The following is a 25224-nucleotide window of genomic DNA, read 5'->3' as shown; positions in this document are numbered from 1 at the left end:
AGGCGGCGGTTAGGTTTAGGCACATCGGACTGCGTGTAAGATGGTTCGCGGCTTTTTCCGATGCTGGCGCTTCTCATGCTGCAGTACGACAACCTTAAGGCGCCAGACCTCCTGCCCGAGGGGATAAGGTCCGGCCCATGTGTCCTCGCATGCCTAGACTAGAGTGGGGGTGCCTTGTGAACCGTGGCCATTTGGGTCGCGAGCGGAACGGCAGCTATTTGCGCAGGGGCGGTCTAAAGTTGCCTGTCCGCAATCGGCCCCTTCCGGCAATTGAAAATGATTCCTAACCCGAGTGGTCTGCGGATTGCCGGTCAGGGCCCCGGCATCCGGCATCCGGCGTCTTACTCGTCCATCCAGCGCTTCAGGACGATCGAGGCGTTGACGCCGCCGAAGCCGAAGGCATTGGAGAGAGCGATCCGGGCGTCGGACGAGCGCGTGGTCGGCCCGACCAGATCGAGGCCGTCGGCCATTTCGTCAGGGTCCGTGAGGTTCAGATTGGGCGGAAGACGGCCATCCCTCAGCGCCAGGAGCGTAACGATGACTTCGAACACGCCGGCCGCTCCCAGGAGATGGCCGCTGGCGGACTTGGTCGACGAGATGGCAGGCCCGGCCTTCGTGCCGAACACCGCCTTGATGGCTGCCAACTCGCTGGCGTCGCCGATCTGCGTCGAGGTTGCATGGGCGTTGATGTAATCGACCTCCTCCGGCGGGACGCGCGCCATGCCTAGGGCGAGCCGCATGGCCCGCTGGGCGCCGGCGCCGTCCGACCGCGCGGCGGTGGGATGATGCGCGTCTGCGGTGGTCGCATAACCGATGAGCTCCCCCAGCGGCGTCGCCCCGCGCTCGCGGGCATGGGCCAGGCTCTCCAGGACGAGCATGCCGGCGCCCTCCCCCATCACGAACCCGTCCCGGGCGCGATCGAAGGGCCGCGATGCGAGTTCTGGCCGGTCGTTGAAGCCCGTCGACAACGCCCGAGCAGCACCGAAGCTGCCGAGCGTGACGCGGTTGATGCAGGCCTCCGCGCCACCGCACACCACGACGTCGACCTCCCCGCTCCGAATCAGCCGCATCCCGTCGCCGATCGCCTGGACACTAGCGGCGCAAGCCGTGACGGGCGCACCCAATGGCCCTTTGAACCCATACTGGATCGAGATCTGGCCAGCGGCGAGATTGACCAGAAAGGACGAGACCGTAAAGGGCGACAGACGCCTTGCGCCTCGCGTCTGAACGGTCGTCACGGCATCCAGCATGCTGTGAAAACCGCCGATCCCGGAGGCCACGATCGTCGCGGTGCGATCCTTGCCGTCTTCGTCCGGATGCCAATTGGCCTGACCGATCGCCTGGCGAGCCGCCTCAAGCGAAAAGTGGATGAACCGGTCCATCTTCTTGCGGTCCTTGAACGGGACCAGACCCTCGATATCGAAGCCGGCTGCGTCCTCCGTCAGTTCCGGCACGATCGCGGCGATCTTCGACGCGACATCCGGTACCGCCGCGTCGGGAAGGCGGCGGATGCCGGATCGATGCGACACGAGGCGCTCCCAGGCCGTCTCGACACCGACGCCCAAAGGCGACACGACACCCATGCCAGTGGCGACAATACGTTTGGGGTCATCCGAGAACATGAGCACACCCGAGCAGTGGACCGTGGGCGAGCGATCCATAATCGTGTTGGAAGGAGAAAGATCGGTGGAAGGAGGCGCGCTTCCGCGGCCCCGCTCTCATAAAGCAAGCCGGCTGCTTTGGCACCCGCGATTGCCTTCCAGAAGGGCAATCGACGATAGACGAGCCAAAATCGCCCCATTGCAACTCCGTTGCGTGGCTCAATGTGCGAAAGGCTCAGCGCCTGTCGTTCTCATTGCTTGACGGAAACAGGACACGAAAAGGGCAACGCGCGGTTCTCCGGATATCGCGACAAAGCCTGCGGCTGAGAGGGAGCAAATTCTCCCGAAACGGAAATAACTCCTGATCGCGCAACGGACCGAACGCGTCGTTATCGAGGCACTTCCTGTTGCCAAGCGCTTCGCGCCAACACTTAATATACCAGTAGCGCTCTACTCGCCGGCAGCGGCATTACGGGGATCGATGGATGAGGTTTCTCCCGCTGTTGTTGCGAAGGGCGGTGCGCAAGGGGCGCCTCACCGTCATCGGTCCCCGGGGCGAGGTGGAGACATTCGGCGGGACGGAGTCGGGGCCAGCGGCGACGATCCGCATCAACGATCCGGCCTATGACTGGAAGATCGCCTTCAACCCCGAACTGAAAGCTGCTGAGGCCTACATGGACGGGGCGCTCATTGTAGAAGAGGGCGACGTCCACGATTTTCTCGAGGTCTTTTTCGCCAACAAGCGAAGCTTCGATCTCAGTGCCGGGCAGGCGTTCTGGCGTACGGTGGCGCGGCGCGCCAAGCGGCTTCACCAGCACAACCCGGTCTCCCGCTCGCGGGCCAACGTCAAGCACCACTACGAACTCGGCGACGACCTGTACCGGCTGTTTCTGGACGACGCCACGCAATATTCCTGTGCCTATTTCCCGAGAGGCGACGAGTCGCTGGAAGAGGCCCAGACGGCGAAGATGCGCCATGTCGCCGCGAAGCTGAATCTCGCCGACGGTCAGCGCGTCCTCGACATCGGCTGCGGCTGGGGCGGACTTGCCCTCTACATGGCGCGGGTGGCCGGGGTCGAGGTGCTGGGCGTGACGCTGTCGCCGGACCAGGCGAGGGTCGCGACGGCCCGTGCGGAGGCGATGGGCCTCGCCGATCGCGTCCGGTTCGAGGTCCGGGATTACCGCGAGATGGACAAGAAGTTCGATCGGATCGTGTCGGTCGGCATGCTGGAGCATGTCGGCGCACATCATCTCGACGGATACTTCCGGACGGTCCGGGACCGGTTATTGCCGGATGGCGTCGCGCTGATCCATTCCATCAGCACCAAGTCGCCGCCGGGCATAACCGGGCCGTTCATCCGCAAATACATCTTCCCGGGAGGCTACAGCCCCTCGCTGTCGGAAATCACCGCGGCGATCGAACTCTCAGGCCTGTGGGTCCTCGACGTGGAGGTTTGGCGCAAGCACTACGGATTTACACTGCGGGAATGGCGGCGACGCTTTGCGGCAAACCGGGCGGAGGTGGTGAAGCTGTACGACGAGCGATTCGCACGGATGTGGGAGTTCTATCTCTCGGCATGCGAGTGCGTCTTCATGTACGGGTCGGGCAACGTCGTTCAGATCCAGATCGGCCGCGAACGCGACGCGGTGCCGATCAGTCGCGACTATATCTCTGAAGCGACGCAAGCTTACCAGTTGATCGATGCCCACGACGGAAATGGAATCGATTTTAGTTTCGCAGGCAACAACGTGGAGTTGGCCCGTCAAACCGAATGAAAGGGGCACGTGACTCTTTCGCGGGCCCGACCGCTCGTAGTTGCGGAAGGAAGGTGGCTTCAGGAACCGCGGAGCTTCTCAGAAGTGGCTGCAATGAGAGCCGGACGGCAGCTTTTCTTTCGCCCGCCAAAAGCGGACGATCTGTTGCCGGCCCCTTACTGCAATCAGAAGGTATCCCTAATCTGACTAGAATCTCGCCGTCCGCCCGACCACGTCAACTCCGCATCCTACCAAAAAAATACTTCAAGGCGGCTGCCGAGAAGTTTGGATGCTGGTTTACGCAGCCGCACGAGCGGGGATAAACGCAGACGATGCGGTCAAGATAGAATGCAGCGTCGCGGATGGCGAGTCTCTCACGTTCGCAGATAATGCGCCAGATCGATTACCTCGGTCTATTTCTTGCTCGGCCATATGTACACGCCGATAGAAGCGCCTTGGACAGCTGCAGCTTTTCATAGTCCACCGATGTTGCGCGGATGCAACTAGTCATTCGTTACAGCATCCTTCGAGCGGTCAAATATTGACGCGTGATCACTCCAAGGCAAGCTTGCAGAAAGGATTGGCTTCCCAGGAGCGTGTCGCATGGCAGGACTTCCCCCCCCGCGCGAAAGGCATCCTGTTGTCTCTAAGGTGGGCAGCTCGGCCGTTACGGCGTCGATCGAGCCTCCCAAGCTCCCCGTCCCATGGGCCGCGACCATCGCCATCGCACCGCCCTACCGTCCAAATCCTGGTCTCGCACGCGAGCACATCTGCCAAAATTTCCTACTGCAGTCCGTCGCATGGGTGACACTTCTATGCTTGTACGACCAAAGCGCGCATGCCGCATGCCAGGAAACACCTCCCGGCTCAGGAACCTTTGAGTGCGAAGGACAGATTCCCCAAGGCTTCACCTCAACCGGGGCGTCGGTAACGGTCACTGCGCAACCCAGCGCGGTTTTCAACGACGATGTCTCGATCACGGGCCCGGGTACAAGTACATTCAACAATGCTGGCACACTATCCGACGGTCTATTTGCTTCAGACAATGATTTTTTTACACTTAACAACAGCGGAACATTGCAAAGCGGCCTCGCCGCCAGCGGCAATGGCACAACGATCATCAACCATGACGGTGTCATCAACAGTGGTGGCATAACGATCGACGGGATCGGCGATAATAGGATAACCATCTTCGCCGGCCGGAGCGTCAACGGCCTGGCTGATATTTCCGGCGCTGTGAATTTTGTAGACAGTCAAGGAACATTCAACGCCGGCTTGACGATGACAAGCACCGGATTGAACGCGGTAATCTTGCGCTCCGGCGGCGCGGTGAGCGGCACCTTCAATCTAGCGGGTCCAAGAACGTTTCTCGATAACTTCGGCATATTCAATGGCGGCATCACCTTAGCGGGTGACGGGATAAGCCTGGTTGTCAACCGTCAAGTCGGAGTTATGCAGGGGATTACAAGCAACGGGATAACTAACGAATTTTTCTTCAACGACGGGAGTATCAATCAAACCGTCACCCTGGGCGATGGCGATGACGTGTTCATCAATCGCGGCATCGTCTCAAATGTTGTCGACCTGGGCGATGGCGGCGATGCGTTCGACTTGGTCGGCGGCACGGTCAACGGCAACGTGCTGCTGGGCTCGGGCGCGGACCAGGCTGTCCTTCGAAACGGGACCATCACCAACACACTGCTGGGCCAAGACGGCAACGACTATGTTGTCTGGACGGGTGGCGAAATCATCGGCCTCGATACCGGCGCCGACACCGATTTCGCACATTTCATAGGCCTGACCTCCACGAACCTCAAAACCGGACTGCCGATTGATGGCGGCCTGGGCGCCGACGATGTGCTGTTGTGGACAGACACGGTCGCCGGTGATGTAGCTCGCTACGTGAATTGGGAGCAGTTCGATGTAACGGACGGCTCAGAGCTGACGTTCGACAACTTCGCGACCCTCAGGCTCGGCGATGCGGTCACGGGCACCGGAACGCTCGCTATCGACGAGATGAGCACTGTATTTGCAGGCAACGGCACGCACAGCGTCGCGCCGTTCGACAGCGGGCAGCAAGTCGCGGTTCACAACTGGGGTACGATAGACCTCACGAACAATAATTCGAACGCCGCCGACGCTTTCGTCGTTCTGGGCAACTATATCGGATATGACGGCAGCGTGGATCTTCAGACCTACCTTGCGTCCGACGACTCGCCATCCGATCGTATGGTTATCGATGGCGGCCAAGGAAGCGGGCTGACCAGTCTTGCCATAACGAACGTGGGTGGCCCGGGTGCTCTCACGCTCGCCAATGGCATTCGTGTGGTCGACGCCATCAATGGTGCCACGACCACCACCGGGGCGTTTCAACTTAGTGGTCCTGTCGCAGCCGGCCCTTTCGAATATCTGCTTTATCGCGGTGGCATGACGTCTGACGCCGAGAGCGACAGCGACTGGTTCCTGCGCAACACCCTTTCGCCGCCTCCGCCTCCTCCGCCTCCTCCGCCTCCTCCACCGCCGCCTCCACCGCCGCCTCCGCCGCCGCCTCCGCCGCCTGCTCCACCGCCGCCTCCGCCGCCGCCTCCGCCGCCGCCGCCCGCACCTCCGTCGCCGCCGGCGCCTCCTCCGCCTCCTCCGCCGTCGCCACCGCCGCCACCGCCGCCACCGCCTCCTCCACCGGCGCCGGCGCCACCGCCACCGCCACCGTCGCCGCCGCCGCCGCCGCCGCCGCCCGGACCTCCGTCGCCTCCCGACCCGCGACCGGTGCCGAATGTTCGACCGGAGGTGCCGGGGCATGTGATGGCGCCGCTCGTAACCCAGAGGCTGGGACTTTTGACGATGGGGACCTTCCACCAGCGGCGCGGGGATCAATCACGCCTCATCGGCGACGGCGCACCCTTCTATCGCGTGCCGGAGGCCCAAGGTGCGGACATTCCGCAAGAGGACGTCGTGACACCGCCGCCCGCCGTCTGGGGGCGAGTATTCGGGTCAGAGAGCGACCTGAGCACCGGCGCAAACATCAGCGTCGCAGGTTTCGCTATCGCGCCGACATTCGACGGTCACTATTGGGGACTTCAGACCGGCGCCGACCTGATCGGCATTGATCATGGCAACGGTCATCTTGACCGCTTCGGATTTTTCTATACTCACGCCGACGTTTCCGGCGACATCGGCGGCAATGTGCTGGGTAGACTGCAACGCGATGCTGGCGACCTCGATATGACCGAGGACAGCATCGCCGGTTACTGGACACATCTCTGGCCCGGTGGGTCCTATGTCGATGTCGTGGCCAAATATGCGTGGCTCGACGGTTCCAGCGACTCGTTCCGGGGGATCAGCACGGATCTCGCCGGCAACAGCATCGCCGGCTCGATCGAGACCGGGGTTCCCTTCGTCATCGCGGACGGATGGAGGATCGAACCGCAGGCGCAACTGATCTGGCAGCGCATCGACTTCGACGACAGCAGCGATCCATTCTCCGACATAATCCATGACGATTACGACGCGTTGACGGGACGTGCCGGCGTTCGCCTGGCGTTCGACAAGCAGGCGCTGCTGATGCACGCCAGCTTGAACCTGTGGCACGGCTTCCCGCAGGGGACGTCCAATGTAACGTTCAACACGATCCCGGTCTCGGTCGAAAGCGAGGGAACCTGGCTCGAGATGAATGGGGGAGCGGCGTTCGCGGCTAGCGAGAATGTGACCATTTCCGGCGACGTCAGCTATTCCTTTGATGTCGAAGGCAGCGACCACAACTCGATAGGTGGCCAAGTCGCAGTCAAGTGGCGGTGGTAGGATGGTCTCCGAAAGTACTCTCGGCGCCAACTGAAAATATTAAGGAACATATGGCGCGGGCCTGGAACGACGTTCCAGCGTCTGACGACGTCACCGAATGAATAGGAGGACTTGCCGTTCGGCGAGACCCGGTCAATAAATTTGATTGCCGCGAGAAACGTCGTATCTCCTCCTCATTCCGAGCGTTTGTACATGAATGAACTGATCGCCTACGTCATTGACGGACATGAACTCCGCATTCGGCCAGCGCCCCTCGAACGACAATGGATGGACGATAGCGAGCAGCGCTTCGCCTACCGTTGCCTGCCGTTGAACATCGCTAATTCGCATGGCTGGGAGATTTTATGTACCGCAGCCTTCTCAGCGGTATGGAATGGGCAGAAAGCCAAAGATTCGGTACGAATTACAAGTGAATCTGGCGTTGTAACAACTGCCGTCAGCCACTTCGGCAGTGGTATCCTGACACTTCACGTCCCTTGCCTGTTCAAGACCGATCCAGGCGTGAATTTGTTCGTCACAGGTCCGATCAATCGACCGAAAGACGCGATCTCCGCGCTTTCTGGCGTGATCGAAACCGACTGGTCGCCGTACACGTTCACGATGAACTGGCAGTTCACGCGGCCCCATCACCCAGTAAATTTCGACGTCGACGAACCGATTTGTCACCTTTTTCCAGTGGGACGCGGCCACCTTGAGGAGTTGCGTCCCGCCCTCTGTCCCCTATCGGAAAATCCCGATCTGGAAAGCGAACACAAATTGTGGGCTGGAAGCCGCTACACGTTCAATGCTGCGCTGGCAGATCCAGCCTCGAAAGCCGCGCAGGATCAATGGCAAAAGACATATTTTAAGGGCAAGTCGCCTTCCGGAGCACTTGCCCCGGAAGGGCATCGCAGCCGTTTGCGTCTGCGGCCGTTTGTATCGAAATAAATAAACTATACTGGTCGCGTTGTCGTCCGCAGTAGGGACCTGAGTGCCGGGAACTGGCGCGCCGCAATCGCATCGTGGGCAACGCCGTCTCCTTCGAGAAACCCTGCCGCACGAGGACTTGCACTGGTTGGCAGTCACCACCTCTGTCCGTCAGATCCTATATGCGCTACCGTCCTGTACATCGTCGATGTTGTCAAAGTGCAAGACGAGCGGAAGAAACTTGTCAATTGCTGCGGCACTGAAGACTACCCGCTCTGTACGCCTCTGGATCGAGAACGCCGCCGACCAAATGCCAATGAGAAAACCGCTGTTATCGCGAAGCTCGAGACGGTGGCCCACGAGATCGCGCATATCCACACCTGTCGCATCCTTGCTGGCGACCAGTTCGAGACAAATCAGGCCGTTCTGGTAGACGCGCCAGCGTGACTTGTGAAAAGTACAATCATCTACCTGTTGCTCCGGCCAGTCGAATTGGATCCAACGAACCGCTCGATCTTCGTGATCACGGCTCCCCCGTCCGCATGTGATGGATCTGGCTTTGATTTGGTTCACGATCGGCAGGGTCGCATCCTGCCTCGCAAGCGGGACCCATTCGTCGCCGGAGCCGCCAGCCAGGAATGTGTTAACAGTGGCAATCTTATCCTTCGCCGTGTCGGGAAGCCGAAACTTGCTGAGCAGGGGTCGGGCAAAAAGCGCAGCCAGCTTGATCACGATTGGTACCGCGTCATAAGGCGCCGACGGCGTTGGCGATCGGCCGATGGACGTTGCGAGGCAACCGTTCAGCGAGGCGAGTTCTTGCGCCGCCGCCGCTTTTCGACGTTCCCTAAGTCTTCGGAAACAGGAAAGTGACGGAGGTGCGAAAGCCGACGCCCTCCGCTCCGCCTTCCGGACTTTCTGCCCAATAGCGGACACCAGCCTGCAAGCTGACCGGCTGGTCGCCGAACTTAACCAATTTGCTGACCGTGAAGTTCACCGGCACGGACCAGGCTTCATGCTCCCAGTCATAGGTCGTCTCGGTATTGAGGGCGAAGGTCCAAGCGTCTGGGGTCGTATAAGAGACGAAGGGCTGAAGGAAGGTTGCGTTGACATCATCGCGGTCGCCCTCCCCTGCGAACGACCAGATTTGATTGGCCAGCACGCCATAGGTCCAGGGGCCTGACTGCTTCAGCGCCACGCCGGTGGGGCCGGCGCCCCATTTCTCGCCGCCAAGCAAGGGATCGGTGCCGGTCGGCAGCAGAAATACCGGTCCGACGCCCCAGATCACGCCACCCGGACCCGGCGCTTTGGGCGAGAGAAACAGGCTCTGGACGGTATCGCCCAGGCCGAACTGGTCGCCCGAGCGCCCAGCGACATCGTTTTGCCAGATGACGGGCACGATCGTGCGCGAGATCAGGTTCCAGTCCTCGTTCAGCGTTATCGGGATCACCGGCTGGATGTTCAGCGTCACCCGGTCGCCATCGTCCGGACCGAAGCCGCCGTCGTAGTTGAACTGGAATGGGACGCTTACCAGGGAGGCGATCGGGTTCGACAACTGCTTTGCAAGGTCAGCCTCCTGCGCGGCAGCGGAGCTTCCCAGCACAAAGGCAAAAACCGTCAGGGTCGACAGGAGGTGGCGGGCCGTTGATATCATTCTCGGAGTCCTTCTTCTCATCACCCGTTTCCGGGCAGGAAACGATCATGCCGTCCGCCAGTGCTCTCGCGCTTGATGGCCTTGGACTTGTTGGAGGAACGTCGTCGCCTTTGGCCGATAACTCGAGGCGCCGGAGGTAGTCATCACGCTCTATCGGCGCCGATGCAGAGGGAGATCACCACCCCTTGGCGTGTCGACAGTCGGCACGGCTCCGAAATTCGCGGCGTGGAAATTGCCAGCGCAACGACAGTTGCCGAATGAGCCGATGTCCGGACGCCGCGTTGTGGGTACGGCCTTGCCCGACGGGACGGGTGCATGGGCGGATACCTCCGACTCACCAGACGCCAAGCCTACAATCCCGCAGCAGCTTCTGCCTATTGGGGAAAACCCCGAGGTAATGCGTGAGGGCAAAGGGACGCGCCTATCTTTGCCATGAGCACGGGCAGATCGGGAAGCCCGCATGCTGACAAGGGGCGAAGCCGTCATTGGTCGATAACCGGGGCATGGGCGAGACGACCGCCACGCCAGCAGGGGGCGCAAAGCCCAAGGAAGCAGTATGGGACGATTTGTCGAAAGGTGCCCCTTCCGTCGTTCACGGTCGACCCATATGCACTCTTTGACTCGTCAGATGCGAGCGCATAGGCGACGGCATTCCGGTTCCTTGATCAGCTTCCGGGCTGCGCGATGTCAAGCGTGGCGCCGGTGCTTTCAGCCACCGCGTTCATCTGGCTGCCGAGATTGCGGCGGGTCGTCGGGTCGACCACCGCCAGCGGTATGCTGACCGCCGCGGCCGCGGTGTGGCCGACGGCTTGCGTCGCCCCCACCGCCACGGCGCCGATGGTATCGCCGATGCCCACCCGGGAATCGGTGATGGGCTGTCCGTCCAGCAGGCGCTGTCCGATCAGCCTGACGATCTCCGGGCTCTCGGCGAACTTCGAGTGATTGAGGTAGTCGGCGCTGTCGTAGGTCGTGAGATCGATCACGTCGATGCCAGCCCTTTCGAACTCGGTGCGGTAAGGCTCGACCGACGGGTCGACCGCCCCGAGCCGCGCCCTGTCGCCGGAGATGAGCCGCGAAACCTTCAGCGCCCTGTCGTCGGTCGACACGAAGACGGTGAACTTCGGCTTCTCCTCGCCGAACTGGACCCACTGCTCGCGGAAAACGTCGATGTCGATATCCGGCGACGCGAGGATGACGTTACGGATTTTCGGGGCGATGCGGCCGTCCCGGATCGCCATCTGGCGCAGCGCCTCGACCGCCAGCCATGTGCCCATGGAGCGGGCCATCACCGTCACCTCTCCCACGTTGGGGTCAGTGGCGACCGCGCGGAGCACCAATTCGAGACCGTCGCGCGAGTAGTTGGTGCTCTCCTTGTCCTAGCTGTAATCGAAGACGCTGGCTCGTGATGGCCAGGTGAACAGCACGGGGGTTACGTCGCCGCCGGAATCGTGGACGATCTGCGCGAAGCGGTAGACGGAGTCCTCGTAACGATTGTTGAAGCCGTGCACGAAGATCAGCACGTTGCGCTTGGCATGGAGATGCTCGTCCATCCACCTGCGGCTGTCGCTGATGTCGACAGGCGCCGCTCGCAGAACCGCGAATTCCGTGCGGGGATCCGGCGGCAACCTTCGTGGCCACTGCACCTCACCCACTCGGCGGACCGTGGCGGGCGGTATCGACACCCCGATGTCGGTCAGTGATACCCTCGCGCCGCGCTCCCCGGAATACAGGAAGGCGGGATCGTCGACCGGCGCGCGCGTGGTCGCCACCAGCATCGAGATTTCGTTGGCCCCGGGAACCGGGAGAGCAGCCGCCAGCGCTTCAGGACGCCTTCGGGACGTCCGGAGCACCCCGCGAAAACGAGCAGAAGCGCGACCGCCCCCAGCGGGCGCGACGCCATCGCTACGGCTCGCATCGCTGGTAGCGCACGGCGATGTCGGGAAAGGCGTTCTCGTAACGCTCGAAATGGTCCGCGTCGATGACCCGGAAAGAGGTCGAGATGCCGCCGGACATGATCTGCGTGGCGCAGGTCATGAGCACGGTCATCAGGCCCTGATCTCCTTCATGAACCCTCTCCGCCGTGCAGGTGGCATTGGGACCTTCGATGCGGCTGCCGGAAATGATGAGCCCGGTGTTCAGCGACGACCCCTTGTCCCGAAAGGCGAGCTCGCCGCCCTGCCCTTCGAAGATGTCGCCGCACTCGGACTGCACCTCGACCCATGCCCCCTGCAAGGCTTCGAGCGAGGCAGCATGGGCCAAGGTCGCCGACGCGGCCATCGCGGCAAGGACGAGGACGGAGCGGTTGTTCAACATCTTACTCGTCCGGATCCCTTGCTTGTCGACGAACGTCGCATCCTGTCGGTCGCCGCGGCAACAGCCGCTAACGACCGAACGATTACCGGCCGCCGCTTCGCGAGACCGCTCGTGCCCGACACGGCGGTTGCCTATGCACATGCCCGCGGTTGACCATACGCCAAGAGTACGGCCCCGCAGCAGCGCTGCCTATCGGGGAAAACCCCGAGGCTCGTGCAGTGAGGAAGGATGCCCCCGCTTTATCATCATGAATATCGAGAGCAGATCAGGGAATTCCCGACGCCGGCTATGGGCAAACCCCGATTGGCCGGGATCAAGGGAACGGGCAAGACTTGCGACCGCCTCGCCAGCAAGGCGAGGTGGTTGCTGATGGGAGCATGATGTGGACGACGTGTCGGAAGGCGCCACAGCCATTGTCGGACGCCTCGACGGAGTTGCGCAGGCCTTTTTACAGCAGGACTCAACGCCCGGCTGACGAACCTGGCCGAGGTCGGCACGGAGTGGAGCGCGTCCCTGAGGGTTCTCGCCGCCGATGGACACGGATTGCGGGGATTGCCGTCGTCGCACTTATCGCGGCCGCTTTGGCCAGCATGACATTCCTCGGCTTTCGGACACTGTTGATGCGGGACGCGGGATACATGGCCGCCCATCCCGAAATAGCAAGGCTCGCAGGAGGTGTGCTTGCGGTCATTACTGTCATCATGTTCGCGCGGATCGCGCTGCCGGGGGCAAGCGAACGCCATATAGCGCAAGTGTGGGGCCTTGCTGCGATCCTCGCCCTCATGGTGCGCCAATTCCTGGCAGGGCTGATGAGCAGCGCCATCAAGGCGCCCCGTCTGGGGTCAAAGCTTCATGCCTTTGCCGACACCCTCTCCTTCGGTATCGCCTGGGGCCTGTTCGGCCTTGCAGCACTCTCGACGATGACCGTTTGGAGCGCCGGCCCGGGCTTCGCGATCTTTTCGGCACCTTCCTGATCACCCTTCCCGGAACGTTCATTCTCGTCTTCGCCTACTGCCGATTCAACTGGGCAGTCCGGCACGCCGTGGCAGGTCCTGCACCCGTATCTCCCCGGCGCGCCGGGTTCGCGCACGCATGGCCGGCTCTGGCAGTTCTTGCCCTGGCCGGGACTGCCCTGAGCCTCCAGCTTGCCTTGACGCTTGGTCGCCCCTTGCCGAGCCTTGCGATGATCGCGACCCTGTTGCTGGTGCTCGTGGCGCCTCACGTCGACAGCGCGATTGCTGCCTGGGCGCAGCGGAAAGAACGCGCGGGCTCTGGCTCCGGCTCCCTGTTGCCGGCGGCGCTGCGACGGATGGCGCGGTTTGCGTTCCTTTCTCTCGTGATAGTCCTGCTCGGATACGAATGGGCGCTGCCTGGCTTGACGGCGCTCGAGGTCGATGTGAGCGTCATCCGCGCCAAGGCGCTTCAGATCGGTCTGGTGGTTCTGGTGGGGGCATTCCTGTGGAACGTGGTTGCCGTCGCGGTCCGGCGCCTCGATCGCCGAGAACATCAGGTGCCCGGCGCCGAAGGCCACGCCCCCCCCGGCTCATACGCGACTGGAGACCCTGCTTCCGCTTCTCGCCGGCTTGGCCAAGACAGGCATCCTGATCCTGTCGGCCCTTACCATTCTCCTGATTCTTGAGGTGAACGTCTGGCCCCTCGTCACCGGCCTTGGCGTCTTCGGGCTGGCCATCGGCCTAGGCTCGCAGACCCTCGTGAAGGATCTCGTGTCGGGTCTCTTCTTCCTGCTCAACGACGCTTTCCGCCTCGGTGAGTACATCGAAACATCGGGTGCCAAGGGAACCGTCGAGAAGATTTCGGCGCGCGCGGTCACGTTGCGCCATTCGCGCGGCGCCCTGGCCACCGTTCCCTACGGCCAGATTGGAAAGATCCAGAACTACAGTCGGGATTGGTGATCGAGAAACTGGCGTTTCGCGTAGCCCTCGAGACCGACGTCGAGAAGGTGCGCAAGCTGTTCAAGCAGATCGGCAACGACATCGCGGCGAATCCGATCTTGAAGCCGGACCTGATCGAGCCGTTCAAGAGCCAGGGCATCGCCGCGGTCGAGGACGGCACCCTGCTGATCAGGGGCAAATTCAAGGCCAAGGCCGGCAGGCAGTTCGGCATCCGCAAGGCTGTGCTCGAGGGCGTGCAGAACGCCTTCAACGAAAACGGTATTCGGTTGGTGCCCCGGACCGTTAACTCGCCCGGGCAGGTTTGAGCGCCGTCCTCCGGATCATTCCGCTCGCAGGCCAAGCCGGCTTGTGCTCAGGTTGCGCAAAGCTTCATGGCTCGGACTGGTCAGCATGGCGATACCGAGCGCCACGAGGCATATGCCAAAGTTCCGCGGCGCTTCGGCATGAGCGAGCGGGCACATGTCGCGCAGCTTCTGGAAGAGTTGGAAGATCGTGAAGCCGAAGCCGATCAGCGACAGCGATGTGCGGATCACCGACATCAAGATGCGGTCTGCGCTCATCCGGGTCCGCTGGAACGACATGCCGGTGCGGAGTGATGACAGCTCGACGGAAATCTCGTCGGAAGTCGGAGGCGGGGGACGGGTGCCATCTGGACTTGCCTCCTGGGCACCGGGCGGCTCTGCGAGAACCCGCCCGGCGCGTCTGCAGAAGGTTCTCAGTCAACCGCCATCGCGGCAGCTGTCAGCTTTTCAAGATCGAGATACTGCGCCGCCTCCACGGTGATGGCGACGAACTTGATGACCCCACCCTTGAACGCAGCAGGCGTGGCGGATTCCTTGCTCACAGCATCGCCGCTGTCGCGGCCGATGCACAGGCCGTCGCCAGACAGCGTGAACTTGCCGGGTTGCGTCTTCATCTCGCCCTGCGCCACGATCTGGTCGTTGACGTAGAGCTTCGCCTTGCCGAGAGATTCGCCGTACTGGCCGGCCTTGTCGCGGATGAACTCCATGCCGAGGGTGTAGCTTCCCGGCGCGAGTTCCTCGGAGACGAACTTCTGCTCCGGCTTGATGCCGAGGAAATTGTAGATGTAGTGGAGCTTCCTATCCTTGATGAAAAGGCTGTGACCACCGAAACGGGAGCCGTGCGCGAAGATCACGCCAGAGCAGTCGGGTACGGTGGTTTCGACGTCAACGAGGATCTTGTACGATCCCCCCCCCCGTATATTCATGGCCACCCCCTCCGGAACCGGAGGTGCCGGGATAATAGACATGCGCAAACCAGCCCTGCACGATCGTCGTCGAGGCCTGCACCGGCGCTTTACCTGGGCCGCAAGTTTGAGGCTCTCGGACATCGGGTGAAGATCGTCAGCCCGCAGTATGTGAAGCCTTTCGCGCGTCGGCGTAAGAACGACGGCAACGGTGCCGAGGCGATCTGCACCGCCGCCAGGCAGCCCCACATCCCGCTGGTGCCGAAAAAGACGATCGAGCAGCAGGACATCCAAGCTTTGCACCGGGCTCGCCAGCGCATAGTGAACCATCGCACGGCCGTTGTTAGCCAGATCAGGGGTCTTCTGCTCGACCGCGGTTTGGCGATGCCCAAGAGCATCACCTGTGCCCGGCGGCTGATCCCCGACATCCTGACTGACTTCAGCAACGAGCTGACGCCGATGGCCCGCGAGGCCATCCACGAGCTCTACGATCTCTTCCGCGATCTCGACCGCCACATCACATCGTTCGACAAGAAGATCGAACGGGTGTTTCGCGAGAGCGAACCTTGCCAGCGTGTCGCCAGGATCGAAGGCGTTGGTTCGAAGATCGCCACGGCCATCATCGCGGCCGTCGGCAACGGCGCCGAGTTCAAGAGCGGCCGTCATCTCGCGGCTTGGGTCGGCCTGGTGCCGCGCCAGTTTTCAAGCGGCGATCGTACCCTGCTGATGGGTATCTCCAAGCGCGGTAATCAGCATCTGCGCAGCCTTCTAGTCCATGGCGCCAGAGCCGTGGTGAGAGCCTGCGTGAACAAGGCCGACTCACTGAACCAGTGGGTCAATCAACTTCGGGAGCGACGCGGCTTCAACCGAGCAACGGTTGCCGTCGCCAACAAGAACGCGCGGATCATCTGGGCCGTGCTTCGCACGGGCGAACCATACCGCGTCGCCGCCTGAAGAGCCTGCCCATCATGATTGCGAGCTGACGGAGAAATGAGACGCACAGGTCGGACCGGCGCGCAAAGAGCCTGACTACTATCGAGGCCTTCGAGGCCTACCAGCTGTAGAGGCGTGCGCGAGCGGATTTGCCATTTGGGCGCCCCGGCACAGGGTGACGCCGGATAGATGTTTGCAACGGACCACGCGGATCAGATCAAAGCCCGCTTGCAACGGGAGAGCCGTCCATAGAGGTAGTAGGTGAACGGCGTTACGGAAATTGTGCGGATCGCTTCCGCCACAGGACGCCCTGCGACAACAACACGTCGACCTGCCTCAGCTTCGCGACAATCTCTTCGGGCTGGTGCTTCTTCCTCGGCATTCCTGACATCCTCCAAAGACTCAAAAGCCTACCTCAGGTAGGACCACTTTTCAGGGGTTAGGCCACCCCATTAGTCGGCGACGCTCCAGCTATCGTCGGGATCGAAGCGGTTGATGTATTTGACGATCGTTTCGGTCGCCGGGCCGAGATCGGCTTCGTAGATGATGCCGTGCTGGTTGACCGCGAACGTGTGCACGCCGGTCTCTGTATATCTGACGGGCCAGGCGATGAGCGCGAAGCCGCCGATCATGTTGCCGTTGATCACGTAGTCGTAGGCGCCGCCTGCGATCCGGTCGCCCTGACCGGTCAGGATCTTGAAGCGGTAGCCGAAATAACCGTCGCCCTGCGCGGCGTCATCCACATCCGCCTTGCTAAGGTCGCCCGCCGGACTTTCGTCGTTGACGTCATCCGCCGGCCAGTAGAGACCGTCGGTGGTGCCCTCGGTGCTGATCAGCTTCTGCGCAAATTCCTCGACCCCGTCACCGTCGCGGTCCTGTCCGGCATAGTCCTTCTGCGCCTCGACATAGGCGCGCATCGTAGCGATTGCCTCCAGCTCGTTCTCGCCAACGCGGCGGTTGACGATTTCCTCCAGGCCCGCTTGGGTATCAAAGGCCCATTTGCCGTCTTCCCCTTTCAGGAGCGGAAACGGGAACGGCCAAAGCTTTTCGCCGATTTGCAGCAGTTTGCCGTTCTCGATGTCTTCGACCACCACCTGCTTGGCCGCGCCGTTGCGGATTTGCACGAAAGTGTCCGTTACGCCTTCCGCCTCTTTGAGTTTGACGACGTCGAGTCCGAGCAGCTTGGCCAGGCCGTCGAAGTCGTTATCGGCCAGTGCCTTCTTGAGGGCGTCGATCGCGGGCGCCGCATCGTCGAAAAGCGGGGGCTCGTCCTCGGCCTCGAAGGCGAAGATGCCTTCCGGCGCGGCTTGCCGGGTCGCCTGGTCAGGCTCTTGCGCGCGTGTCAGAGCCGGCAGTGCGCCTGCTAGGCCGACCGTAAGGGCAGCGATGCAGGTCGTGTGCAGCTTGTAAAGGATCACGTTCATTGTCCTGATCCTCATCGATTTCAACGCCTGCGGCCGCCGCCGCGATGTCCGCCGCCATGATGCATGGTTCGTCTGCCCCCGGCATGGTGAACGGCTCTTCCACCGCCGCGATGACCGCCGCCCATAGCATGGTGACCGCGGTTGGAATGCACCTTCGTTACCTTGCCGCGATGCGGGTGACCCAGCGCCCCGTGGTGTTTCGGCCTGTGGTCGACCTTGTGCGCCATTTTCGGCTTGCCGGCCGGGCGGTGGACGTTGGCGGGCCGTTGCACATTCGGACGCGAAGCCTCGCGCCGGTTCCCGTCCGGGCGCGCCGTCGGCCGTGGGACATTCGGGCGCGCCGCCGGCCGCTGGACGTTCGGACGAGCCCTTGCCTGTGCGCCCCCCGGCTTCTTGAGGCCGTCCAGCGTGCTCTTGCGTATATCGTGGGCTTTGACCGTCAGGTTTGACAAATTCGAGGTACGGTCGCGCTTGATCTCGCTCGCCCGGTTGCCGATGGAATTGGCGCGGTTGGTCGCGACCCGGTTCTTGATGTTGGTGCGGTCGAACTTGGCGAACTGGTCGCGGTCGAAGTTAAGCTTCGAGCGGTCGACATTCTTCCAGTCGACGTCGTTGAAGTTGATATTGCCATCGAAATAGCGGTTGTTGAAGCAATTGTTGCAGTCAACGTCGATATCGCCGCCGTCCCAGTGGCCGCCCCACAAGTCCCAATCGTCCCAGTCGACCGCGGCCGCCCACACCACGCCGGTGACCGCCGCGGCGAAGAAGGGCGCTGTCGGATACCAATAGGTGGGATAGGGGTCGGGATAGTAGGCGATCGGCGCCGCAACATAGTTCGGCTCGTACAGCATCTGCGGCTCGTAGCGTGGTACATAAACCGTCTCCGGGCTCGCCGGCTGGATGATGATGTTACCGCCCGAATTCTCCACCTTGACCTTGTCGTCAGTCTTGATGATGCCCTTGGCCACCGCCTCCTCGCGCAGTTGCTGGATGGCGATGAGCACGTCCTTCTGCTGGTAGGCGAGCACATCGGCGAGCGCCTGCGTCCAGTCGAGATCAACGCTCATCATCTTCACTATCTCGGGATAGTTAAGCAGCGAGATCACGCTGCCGTCCCAGCTCTCCTTGGCCTGCAGGCTGCTATCCTTGGCATGTTCGTCAAGGAAACGCGCCGCCTCCACGATCTGCAGCGGATAGAGCGAGGCACTCGAGATCAACGCGATCAGTTCGTCCGGATAGAGCGCGATGCGCGCCACCAGCACTTCTAATTCGTCGGCGCTCAGCGGCTCCGGCGCCTGCGCAGCAGCCGCGCCCGGGTCGGCGGCAGCCGTCTGCTCCTGAGCGATCGTGGTCATGTCGGAGCCATTGGCTGCCAGGAGGATGGCGATGGCCATGGCACCGGCCGAAACAAACCTTCGATTCCTCATTGTGGTCGCCCTCATTTCAACTGCTGAGTGTACGCGGGACTTTCGATGCGCCCGGATCTGCTTTGCCATCGTTGCCTCCTCTGCGGTCCACGCTGATCCTAAACAACCTCCCCGAGGTTCTGAATAAATTTAAAACAATCAGCGGGTAACTTCATCCCCGCGGTAAACTATTGGACACGCACAGCGATACATCGCCGCCACATCACGATTTCTCAATACCGTACTGCGATTTTGCGCGCCAATTCCACTACACACAAAGGTTCGACTTTCGTCGAGAGATAGGTTTCTTCGTATGAATTTTTCAAATCTCCATAGATCTCCTTTCCCTCCGGCATCCTCGCCAGAATATCGAGCGGCGGCGGCTGGCCAACCACATCTGGTCGTTCGCCGGCACGACAACCGCAACGACGTCAGCGCAACTTTCCTGCATTCAAGCCTTATTCCACGCCCTACTCCGGAAACACCTGCTTCCAGTCGTTCTTCATGCTGACGATGGTCCAGCCCTGCCTTGGGCCGTCGTCGAGGCCCCTGTCGAGCTTGCCGAACGTCGAATCGCGGTCGTAGGCGACGTCGCGGTCGGCATCGTCATGGTGAACGATCAGCCCGAAGCGGCGGCCTTCTCCGCCGGTTGTCCACTCCAGCATCTGGAAGTCGCCGTCCGAATTGCCGAAGGCCGCGATGGGGCGCTTGCCGATGAATTTCTGAATGCCGACAGGTTTGCCTGCGCCGTCATCGATGAACTCGATCTCCGGGAGCCGCACGACGGCCGGCTTGCCATCATGCATCTCGTATTTAGTCTTGATGGACGAGCCGACGACGTTCTCGGGAGGGATGGCGTATGTAACTTCCGTCCAGGGCCGCATGAACTCTATGCCGCCGCCGGACACTATGAAAACCCGGAAATCGTTCGCCTTGAGATAGTCGATGAGTTCCCGCATTGGCTGATAGATCATCGACGTATAGGGCTTGCCGGTCGTCGGGTGCGTCGCGGACGCGATCCAATCCTTGGCGATAGCGGTGAACTCGTCGCTGGTCATGCCCGAATGCGTGGCGGCGACGATCTCGACCAGGCCCTTGATGCCGAATGCGGCCACGCCCTTCATGTCTCCGGCGAGTACCGACTTGAACGGCTCGGTTTCCTTCCATTCGGGATGGTCGGGAGCGAGGGTCTTTACTCGGTCCAGTGCGAAGGCGAGTTGCACATACATCGGCTGCTCGCTCCACAGCGTGCCGTCATTGTCGAAAACGGCGATGCGGTTGGCCGGCTCGACATAGTCGGCGCCTCCGTCGGTCGTCACAGCGGTGACGAAATCCACGATACTCTTCTTGGCCGTCCCCTCATTCCAGGATAGCAGATCCTGCGCAGTTGCTGAAAACGCCAACGCGAGCATCAGAGCGCCCGCGGCTGCAAGTTTGGCGATAGTGCGTCCGATGTCGAACATGGCTCTTCTCCGTTGCTGGGATTCGCAGGCCGCCGGTTGTGCCTCTGGCGGTCTGCGACCGATGCTTCAATTGCCTGACGGCAGCCCGAACTTGAACCCGTCCTTCTCCAGTTGGTCGCGGACATCTTGGAACCGCTGGAACTGGCTCAATGTAATTTGACCCGAATAGCCTTCCTTGATCAGTTGGCGCAGCAACTCAAGAAGCAGGGCCGTCGGCTCATGAGGGGATAAACTATGCAGGTCATTCCCGCTATTCGGATTCCTCTTTCCGCCCAGGCCAATCAACGAACACTTGAACGTAAAGTCCGCCGTTTTTAATGTAATAATCGCCGCCGCAGTTATAGTAGTAACCACCGCGATATGGTCCGTAGATACACCCAGCAGGCAGAGCCGTTTGACGCCGTATGGTTCGACGGGCTGTCCGGCGAGCTACACCCGCGTACGAGAGCGGCGTAAGCGGCCGCCCGATACGGGCTTGGGCGGGCGTGCCGATAGCCACGTCAATTCCGGCTGAAGTACTACGATCGATCTCCAAATCGCCGAGCCCGAACATGAACGCAAGTGGCAGAAATAGGCACCTTCTCAGCTTGCTCATTCAATGTCTCCGGCTTCCGATGGGTTGGGCAATCCGTCTATCGCCACCAGCGCGCTCATATCGACCTTCCGCATTCCTTCGTTTGCTTCAAAACGGAACTCGGCCGCTTCAAGCAACGTGCCCGAACCGAACTCGTCGATCTCCAGGATGTACTCGGGAGCTTGGGAAACGTGCTTTGAGGTGATCACATAGCGGCGCGGTATCGGCCGTTCCCCCACTTCGATCCAGATTTGAAGGCCCACGTCACTCTTGCGAATGGTCAGGTACTCGCATGGGATGCCGCCAACGTTCGCGCTTGCCACGTGCTCTACGCCAGACGCATCCTTCATCAGCAGACTGTAAATGTCGGAAGAGACAATGTCGGCGCCGGGCGCGTTTGCGCCAGCATTGTAAAGGAGGTCAAGCGTGTCGTCCAATGTACCTTCGGCCTCGAACTGCGCATAAGCCTCAAGATTCTTACCGACTACGGTCAACGTGCGGCCATCGAAGAGAAGCTCGATGTCCGCGAAGCCTCCCGTACGAGTGGCGCAAAGCTTGTCGGGACGGTTGACGGTCACTGCTCCCGAGCTAACGAATTGAAGCTTCTGGAAATCCTCGGTGACGACACCGATGCTGGATCGGTAGGTGAAGGAGAAGGCCTGCTGATCCGCCATATAATCGGACATATCTCTCAGCAACGCACGGCCATCCTCTGCCCTCGCTGCGCTGGAGAGGCCCACCAAGACAAAGAACGAGGCTATTGTTGCCGTGTTGAAGGCCGTCATGATGCCTCGCCACGTCTGTCTGACCACTGTCGAAACGTTGGTAACATCCATCATCTCGTTGTCTCCTGTGCCGATGTCTTATTGGCCGGCGGATCCGAGATGCCGACTTGCGTAGTCTCCGTCGACCTAGACTGCCCCGCCTACCGAATCGACGCCTAGTGGTGGCGCCCTGTTCCAGCGGCGTTTCCAGTACTAATCGCGGTTGCCGCCTGTGCCGCTCCGCTCGGGTTTCAGTTTCGCCCTTGAGTGAACGCAAGAAGCCATTCGATCTCGCGTAGGGGTGGCAGTCCTGCTCGGTGGCTGATCGGGGTCCGCCTCGGATGCGGCTGTAGTCCGAACGGGCATCAAAATCGGGCGCTGATGCCCAGGATCGTTCCATGCTGGAGCATGTCGAACTCGTACCGCTCCGGTCCCTGTCCCTCGGAGTAGTCCACGGAGAGCGCCCGGTAACCGAGCACACCAGAAAACGTTACTCCCTGATAGGTGCCGAACTCGAAGCCGTAGCCGCCGACAGCCTGCCAGGAGAAGTCGCTGCCGACGCCGAAGCCGCCGATGTCCCCGCGCAGGAAGAGTTCATGCCCCGGCGCCACCTCATGGCGCACGCGGGCGCCGATCACCGGATCGATCCAGTCTACGGATCCGGAGCGGGCAAAAGCCCGGGAACCGGAAAGCTCCAGGTCCCCGACATCCACCGAGGCGGAAATCTCAGAGGAGACGGCAGCCTCTTGATGCCAATACCGGGCCCCGCCAAGGACATCGAGTGCCAGTCCGCCCGAGCGGGCTACCTCATACGCGACCCCTCCCTCGACGATGGCCATCTCGATGTCGAGGCTGACGGACGTACCGAGTTCTCCGGCCACGCCGGGCGCCGGCGCCCGGTTGCGGACATTGCTGCTCTCCACGCCGATCTTGGTCCAGACCACGTCGCTGTAGAAGGCGAGCGGGCCCCGGCGCGCCTCGAAGGTGCCCATCAAGGCCAGAAGGCTGTCGCTCTTCTCTAGGATGTCGATGAAGCTCGCATCAACGCTCACCGAACGTCCCCGCACCGTCTGCGTACCGTCCATGGCGATGACCCAGCCATACGGCACGAAGCGAAAGCTCCATGAAGAGGCCGTGGGCACCGGGCCGTCAGCGGGCGGGACTGTAGGTACGTCCGCAGCAAGAGCCGCCACACCTGAGACGGCCATAATGGCGTAGATCGCCAATCCTCCGGTGAGCCGTCGCATAAGATGATGCATCAAACTTCCCCCGTTTCAGGTCCGCCGCTTCTCACATCCGATTGAGGCGTGCTCCCATCCAAGCCGACACGGCCCAAGGGTCGACGGATTTTTCCCTTCCGGCTATCCTTTGTGCCAGGTGGGCCTCGTGGCCTGCTTCCGGCAGCAACAGCCGCGGAAGCAGGCCAACTGGCGACGCCTAGGGCGTTACGATACCGAACCAGAACTCGAACGTGCCGAGATAGGATACTAGTTCCTCGAGCTTGGTGGCTTCGCCCTCGAGCTGAATGTCGCCCGAGCTGACGAGATCCGGTGCTGTCGCCTCGCCAAGAATCATCCGGTTCAGCGTGTCGCGCGACAGCGTCAAGGTCGCGTCCGCATCATCGGCTTGCGTGTCGGCGGTGTTGTTGAGCACACCGTTCTGCAACTCGAGGACGTACTGCCCGCCCTCGTTGCCGAGGTCGACGTTCAGCGTGATCTCGGCATTGGCCGCCGCCCCGCTGTCGAGGCGGATGCTCAGATAGTCGAAGAACATTTCCGGTGTCATAGCGCGAACCGTGTCCGGACTTGCCGTGTTCGGCGTTGGCAGCTCCTCGACGCCGTCTCGCAGCTCCTTGGCCCCGGTCAAGTAGAAGTTCCGCCACGGCCCCGACTCGGCCTGGTAGCCAAGCTGCTCGAGCGCGTCAGCCTCGAGGTCCTTAGCTGCCTGGTTGTCGGGGTCGGCGAAGACGACGTGATTGAGGACCTGTGCCACCCAGCGATATTCTCCCTGTTCATAGGACTGCTTGGCCTTCTCGATGATCGCATCAGCGCCACCCATGAACTCGACGTATTTTTGACTCGCTTCCTCCGGCGGCAATTCGTGGAGGGTCGCCGGGTTGCCCGAGAACCAGCCAAGATAAAGGACGTAAGTAGCAGCGACATTGTGGTAAATTGAGCCGTAGTAGCCGCGGTTCGCCCAGACGTTGGCGAGGCTCTCGGGCAGCTCGAACGCATCCGCGATCTCCCGCATGGTCATTCCTTGGTTGACCATGTGAAGCGTCTGGTCATTGATGTAGCGGTAGAGATCGCGCTGGCTCTCCATAAGTTCGACGACGTTCTCGTTGCCCCAGGTCGGCCAGTGGTGCTGTGCGAAGATTACCTCAGCCTCGTCGCCCCACATTTGCAGCGCGGTGTTGATGTACTTGGACCAGGGCAGCGGCTCGCGGATCTTGGCGCCGCGCAACGAATACGTGTTGTGCAGTGTGTGCGTAACGTCCTCGGCCGCCTCGATCGCTTTGTACTCCCGGACGTACCAAAGCATCTCCGCGGGCGCCTCTGAGCCCGGCGCCATGAGGAACTCGTAGGTAAGGCCGTCGATCGTCTCAGTGTGGCCCGTCTCCGAGATGATGTCCGTGGGTGGGATCAACGTGACCGTGCCCGCGGAGGTAGTGGTGCCGAGGCCGGCACCCACCTGGCCCTTCTCGTCAGCGGGCAGCAGGTTGCCATACATGTAGCTTGCCCGGCGGCTCATAGCGTTGCCAGCGAATACGTTCTCGGCCACCGCCGCTTCGAGGAAGCCCTCGGGCGCGTAAATCTTGACATCGCCCGACTCCACGTCGGCTTCGTCGACGACACCTCGCACGCCACCGTAGTGGTCGACGTGGCTGTGGGTGTAGATCACCGCCTTCACCGGCTTCCGGCCTCGATGCTCGTAGTAGAGTTCTAAGGCGACCCTTGCCGTCTCCTCGGAGACGAGAGGATCGACCACGGTAATCCCTTCCTCGCCCTCGAGGATTGTCATGTTCGACAGATCGAGGTTGCGGATTTGGTAGATGCCGTCCGGCACTACCTCGAAGAGACCGCTGATGTTGATCAGTTGCGACTGACGCCAGAGGCTAGGATTTACAGTGTCCGGCGCTTCGCCACCCTCCGTTATGAAGTCGTATTGCTGCGGATTCCAGACGGCGTTCCCGTCCTGCCCCTCAATCATGTCGGTCGGCAAAGGAGCGATCAAACCACGCTTGGCGTTTTCGAAATCGGAAGTGTCGTCAAACGGCAGCTCGTTCAGAAGTTCCGCGTTGGCAGCCGTGGTTGCCGCGGTTGCATCCTTCCGAGCGTCCTGATCCTGACCGAGTGCCGGGCTTGCAAGCCCGGTAGCCAAAATCGCGATCGCCGAGATGCTGGAGAGATAGGATTTCCGCATTTGAATTTCCCTTCTGTCGTTTCGCGTGTTGGCGTCGTTCCTCAGCCTTTCGTGACGGAGCCGAAGTCTGTCTGCTTTGCCGGACCGTCGTTCC

General features: G+C 61.5%; 21 protein-coding genes and 3 pseudogenes. 8 read left to right on the top strand and 16 right to left on the bottom strand.

Going from position 1 to position 25224, the window contains the following annotated elements; all coding sequences use genetic code 11:
• Positions 1-341: 341 nt before the first annotated feature.
• Positions 342-1622 carry a beta-ketoacyl-ACP synthase II gene (gene fabF, locus GGR03_RS23460; protein ID WP_183211245.1) on the bottom strand — a complete coding sequence of 427 codons (1281 nt, stop codon included), beginning with the start codon at positions 1620-1622 and terminating at the stop codon, positions 342-344.
• A gap of 464 nt (positions 1623-2086) precedes the next feature.
• Between fabF and GGR03_RS23455 the strand changes: the two genes are divergently transcribed.
• From GGR03_RS23455 to GGR03_RS23445, 3 genes are all read left to right on the top strand, one after another.
• A complete protein-coding gene (locus GGR03_RS23455; RefSeq protein WP_183211244.1) occupies positions 2087-3376 on the top strand; it encodes an SAM-dependent methyltransferase in 1290 nt (429 codons plus the stop codon).
• Between the two features lie 798 nt (positions 3377-4174).
• The gene (locus GGR03_RS23450) at positions 4175-7153 is read left to right on the top strand and encodes an autotransporter family protein (protein WP_183211243.1); all 2979 of its coding nucleotides are present in this window, start codon (positions 4175-4177) and stop codon (positions 7151-7153) included.
• A 192-nt stretch (positions 7154-7345) separates the two neighbouring features.
• A complete protein-coding gene (locus GGR03_RS23445) occupies positions 7346-8080 on the top strand; it encodes a DUF6065 family protein (protein WP_183211242.1) in 735 nt (244 codons plus the stop codon).
• Positions 8081-8230: 150 nt separating this feature from the next.
• Here the strand turns inward: GGR03_RS23445 and GGR03_RS23440 are convergent, their stop codons facing one another.
• The 4 genes and pseudogenes from GGR03_RS23440 to GGR03_RS23425 all read right to left on the bottom strand — a co-directional run bounded on the left by GGR03_RS23440 (position 8231) and on the right by GGR03_RS23425 (position 12023).
• On the bottom strand, positions 8231-8791 hold the full coding sequence (locus GGR03_RS23440; protein ID WP_183211241.1) for a hypothetical protein: 561 nt from the start codon (positions 8789-8791) through the stop codon (positions 8231-8233).
• A 112-nt stretch (positions 8792-8903) separates the two neighbouring features.
• Positions 8904-9710 (bottom strand): transporter, encoded by an 807-nt coding sequence (locus GGR03_RS23435; RefSeq protein WP_183211240.1) that lies wholly within the window; start codon positions 9708-9710, stop codon positions 8904-8906.
• Positions 9711-10375: 665 nt separating this feature from the next.
• Positions 10376-11610, bottom strand: a pseudogene (locus GGR03_RS23430) (alpha/beta hydrolase).
• 2 nt (positions 11611-11612) lie between these two features.
• Positions 11613-12023, bottom strand: a complete 411-nt coding sequence (locus GGR03_RS23425; protein ID WP_183211239.1) for a hypothetical protein — start codon at positions 12021-12023, stop codon at positions 11613-11615.
• Between the two features lie 638 nt (positions 12024-12661).
• On the opposite strand from GGR03_RS23425, the gene GGR03_RS23420 reads away from it, so the two are divergent.
• From GGR03_RS23420 to GGR03_RS23405, 4 genes are all read left to right on the top strand, one after another.
• Positions 12662-12997 carry a hypothetical protein gene (locus tag GGR03_RS23420; RefSeq protein WP_183211238.1) on the top strand — a complete coding sequence of 112 codons (336 nt, stop codon included), beginning with the start codon at positions 12662-12664 and terminating at the stop codon, positions 12995-12997.
• Positions 12998-13206: 209 nt separating this feature from the next.
• Positions 13207-13662, top strand: a complete 456-nt coding sequence (locus GGR03_RS24845; RefSeq protein WP_252920349.1) for a hypothetical protein — start codon at positions 13207-13209, stop codon at positions 13660-13662.
• A 1-nt stretch (position 13663) separates the two neighbouring features.
• Positions 13664-13936, top strand: a complete 273-nt coding sequence (locus tag GGR03_RS23410; RefSeq protein WP_252920350.1) for a mechanosensitive ion channel domain-containing protein — start codon at positions 13664-13666, stop codon at positions 13934-13936.
• 47 nt (positions 13937-13983) lie between these two features.
• Positions 13984-14241: a hypothetical protein gene (locus GGR03_RS23405; protein ID WP_183211235.1), complete on the top strand. Its 258-nt coding sequence runs from the start codon at positions 13984-13986 to the stop codon at positions 14239-14241.
• 15 nt (positions 14242-14256) lie between these two features.
• On the opposite strand, the gene GGR03_RS23400 is transcribed toward GGR03_RS23405, so the two are convergent.
• On the bottom strand, positions 14257-14496 hold the full coding sequence (locus GGR03_RS23400) for a DUF202 domain-containing protein (protein WP_246368453.1): 240 nt from the start codon (positions 14494-14496) through the stop codon (positions 14257-14259).
• Positions 14497-14651: 155 nt separating this feature from the next.
• Positions 14652-15206 carry a hypothetical protein gene (locus tag GGR03_RS23395; protein WP_210292273.1) on the bottom strand — a complete coding sequence of 185 codons (555 nt, stop codon included), beginning with the start codon at positions 15204-15206 and terminating at the stop codon, positions 14652-14654.
• Here GGR03_RS23395 and GGR03_RS23390 point away from each other — a divergent pair.
• Positions 15203-16097: pseudogene (locus GGR03_RS23390) on the top strand (IS110 family RNA-guided transposase); the annotation flags it as partial. The gene GGR03_RS23395 and the pseudogene GGR03_RS23390 overlap by 4 nt on opposite strands.
• A 233-nt stretch (positions 16098-16330) precedes the next feature.
• Here the strand turns inward: GGR03_RS23390 and GGR03_RS23385 are convergent.
• From GGR03_RS23385 to GGR03_RS23350, 9 genes and pseudogenes are all read right to left on the bottom strand, one after another.
• A pseudogene (locus tag GGR03_RS23385) lies at positions 16331-16458 on the bottom strand (IS3 family transposase); the annotation flags it as partial.
• Between the two features lie 70 nt (positions 16459-16528).
• Positions 16529-17500, bottom strand: a complete 972-nt coding sequence (locus GGR03_RS23380; RefSeq protein WP_183211233.1) for a DUF2950 family protein — start codon at positions 17498-17500, stop codon at positions 16529-16531.
• A 20-nt stretch (positions 17501-17520) separates the two neighbouring features.
• Complete coding sequence (locus GGR03_RS23375; RefSeq protein WP_425486751.1) at positions 17521-18927, bottom strand: DUF3300 domain-containing protein; 1407 nt, start codon at positions 18925-18927, stop codon at positions 17521-17523.
• 449 nt (positions 18928-19376) lie between these two features.
• Positions 19377-20369 (bottom strand): HAD family hydrolase, encoded by a 993-nt coding sequence (locus tag GGR03_RS23370; RefSeq protein ID WP_183211232.1) that lies wholly within the window; start codon positions 20367-20369, stop codon positions 19377-19379.
• A gap of 66 nt (positions 20370-20435) precedes the next feature.
• A complete protein-coding gene (locus tag GGR03_RS23365; RefSeq protein WP_183211231.1) occupies positions 20436-20723 on the bottom strand; it encodes a hypothetical protein in 288 nt (95 codons plus the stop codon).
• A complete protein-coding gene (locus GGR03_RS24545; protein WP_425486741.1) occupies positions 20620-20964 on the bottom strand; it encodes a hypothetical protein in 345 nt (114 codons plus the stop codon). The genes GGR03_RS23365 and GGR03_RS24545 overlap by 104 nt, the downstream gene beginning before the upstream one ends.
• Positions 20961-21782, bottom strand: coding sequence for a DUF2092 domain-containing protein (locus GGR03_RS23360; protein ID WP_246368451.1), 822 nt, complete (start codon positions 21780-21782; stop codon positions 20961-20963). The genes GGR03_RS24545 and GGR03_RS23360 overlap by 4 nt, the downstream gene beginning before the upstream one ends.
• Before the next feature lie 290 nt (positions 21783-22072).
• Positions 22073-22966, bottom strand: a complete 894-nt coding sequence (locus GGR03_RS23355) for a hypothetical protein (protein WP_183211230.1) — start codon at positions 22964-22966, stop codon at positions 22073-22075.
• 178 nt (positions 22967-23144) lie between these two features.
• Positions 23145-25130 (bottom strand): alkyl/aryl-sulfatase, encoded by a 1986-nt coding sequence (locus tag GGR03_RS23350; protein ID WP_183211229.1) that lies wholly within the window; start codon positions 25128-25130, stop codon positions 23145-23147.
• Between the last annotated feature and the right edge of the window lie 94 nt (positions 25131-25224).

The organism is Aurantimonas endophytica (assembly GCF_014196845.1).
GTDB lineage: Bacteria > Pseudomonadota > Alphaproteobacteria > Rhizobiales > Rhizobiaceae > Aurantimonas > Aurantimonas endophytica.
Note: the sequence above shows the minus strand (reverse complement) of the source record. Positions and strands in the feature narration are given on the sequence as shown.

What these genes read in the sequence shown, in the direction of transcription:
- fabF (WP_183211245.1), bottom strand. Translation starts at nt 1,622, where the DNA reads ATGTTCTCGGATGACCCCAAACGTATTGTCGCCACTGGCATGGGTGTC.
- GGR03_RS23455 (WP_183211244.1), top strand. Translation starts at nt 2,087, where the DNA reads ATGAGGTTTCTCCCGCTGTTGTTGCGAAGGGCGGTGCGCAAGGGGCGC.
- GGR03_RS23445 (WP_183211242.1), top strand. Translation starts at nt 7,346, where the DNA reads ATGAATGAACTGATCGCCTACGTCATTGACGGACATGAACTCCGCATT.
- GGR03_RS23435 (WP_183211240.1), bottom strand. Translation starts at nt 9,710, where the DNA reads ATGATATCAACGGCCCGCCACCTCCTGTCGACCCTGACGGTTTTTGCC.
- GGR03_RS23425 (WP_183211239.1), bottom strand. Translation starts at nt 12,023, where the DNA reads ATGTTGAACAACCGCTCCGTCCTCGTCCTTGCCGCGATGGCCGCGTCG.
- GGR03_RS23420 (WP_183211238.1), top strand. Translation starts at nt 12,662, where the DNA reads ATGGCCGCCCATCCCGAAATAGCAAGGCTCGCAGGAGGTGTGCTTGCG.
- GGR03_RS24845 (WP_252920349.1), top strand. Translation starts at nt 13,207, where the DNA reads ATGATCGCGACCCTGTTGCTGGTGCTCGTGGCGCCTCACGTCGACAGC.
- GGR03_RS23400 (WP_246368453.1), bottom strand. Translation starts at nt 14,496, where the DNA reads ATGAGCGCAGACCGCATCTTGATGTCGGTGATCCGCACATCGCTGTCG.
- GGR03_RS23395 (WP_210292273.1), bottom strand. Translation starts at nt 15,206, where the DNA reads ATGTCTATTATCCCGGCACCTCCGGTTCCGGAGGGGGTGGCCATGAAT.
- GGR03_RS23380 (WP_183211233.1), bottom strand. Translation starts at nt 17,500, where the DNA reads ATGAACGTGATCCTTTACAAGCTGCACACGACCTGCATCGCTGCCCTT.
- GGR03_RS23375 (WP_425486751.1), bottom strand. Translation starts at nt 18,927, where the DNA reads ATGAGGAATCGAAGGTTTGTTTCGGCCGGTGCCATGGCCATCGCCATC.
- GGR03_RS23370 (WP_183211232.1), bottom strand. Translation starts at nt 20,369, where the DNA reads ATGTTCGACATCGGACGCACTATCGCCAAACTTGCAGCCGCGGGCGCT.
- GGR03_RS24545 (WP_425486741.1), bottom strand. Translation starts at nt 20,964, where the DNA reads ATGAGCAAGCTGAGAAGGTGCCTATTTCTGCCACTTGCGTTCATGTTC.
- GGR03_RS23360 (WP_246368451.1), bottom strand. Translation starts at nt 21,782, where the DNA reads ATGATGGATGTTACCAACGTTTCGACAGTGGTCAGACAGACGTGGCGA.
- GGR03_RS23355 (WP_183211230.1), bottom strand. Translation starts at nt 22,966, where the DNA reads ATGCATCATCTTATGCGACGGCTCACCGGAGGATTGGCGATCTACGCC.
- GGR03_RS23350 (WP_183211229.1), bottom strand. Translation starts at nt 25,130, where the DNA reads ATGCGGAAATCCTATCTCTCCAGCATCTCGGCGATCGCGATTTTGGCT.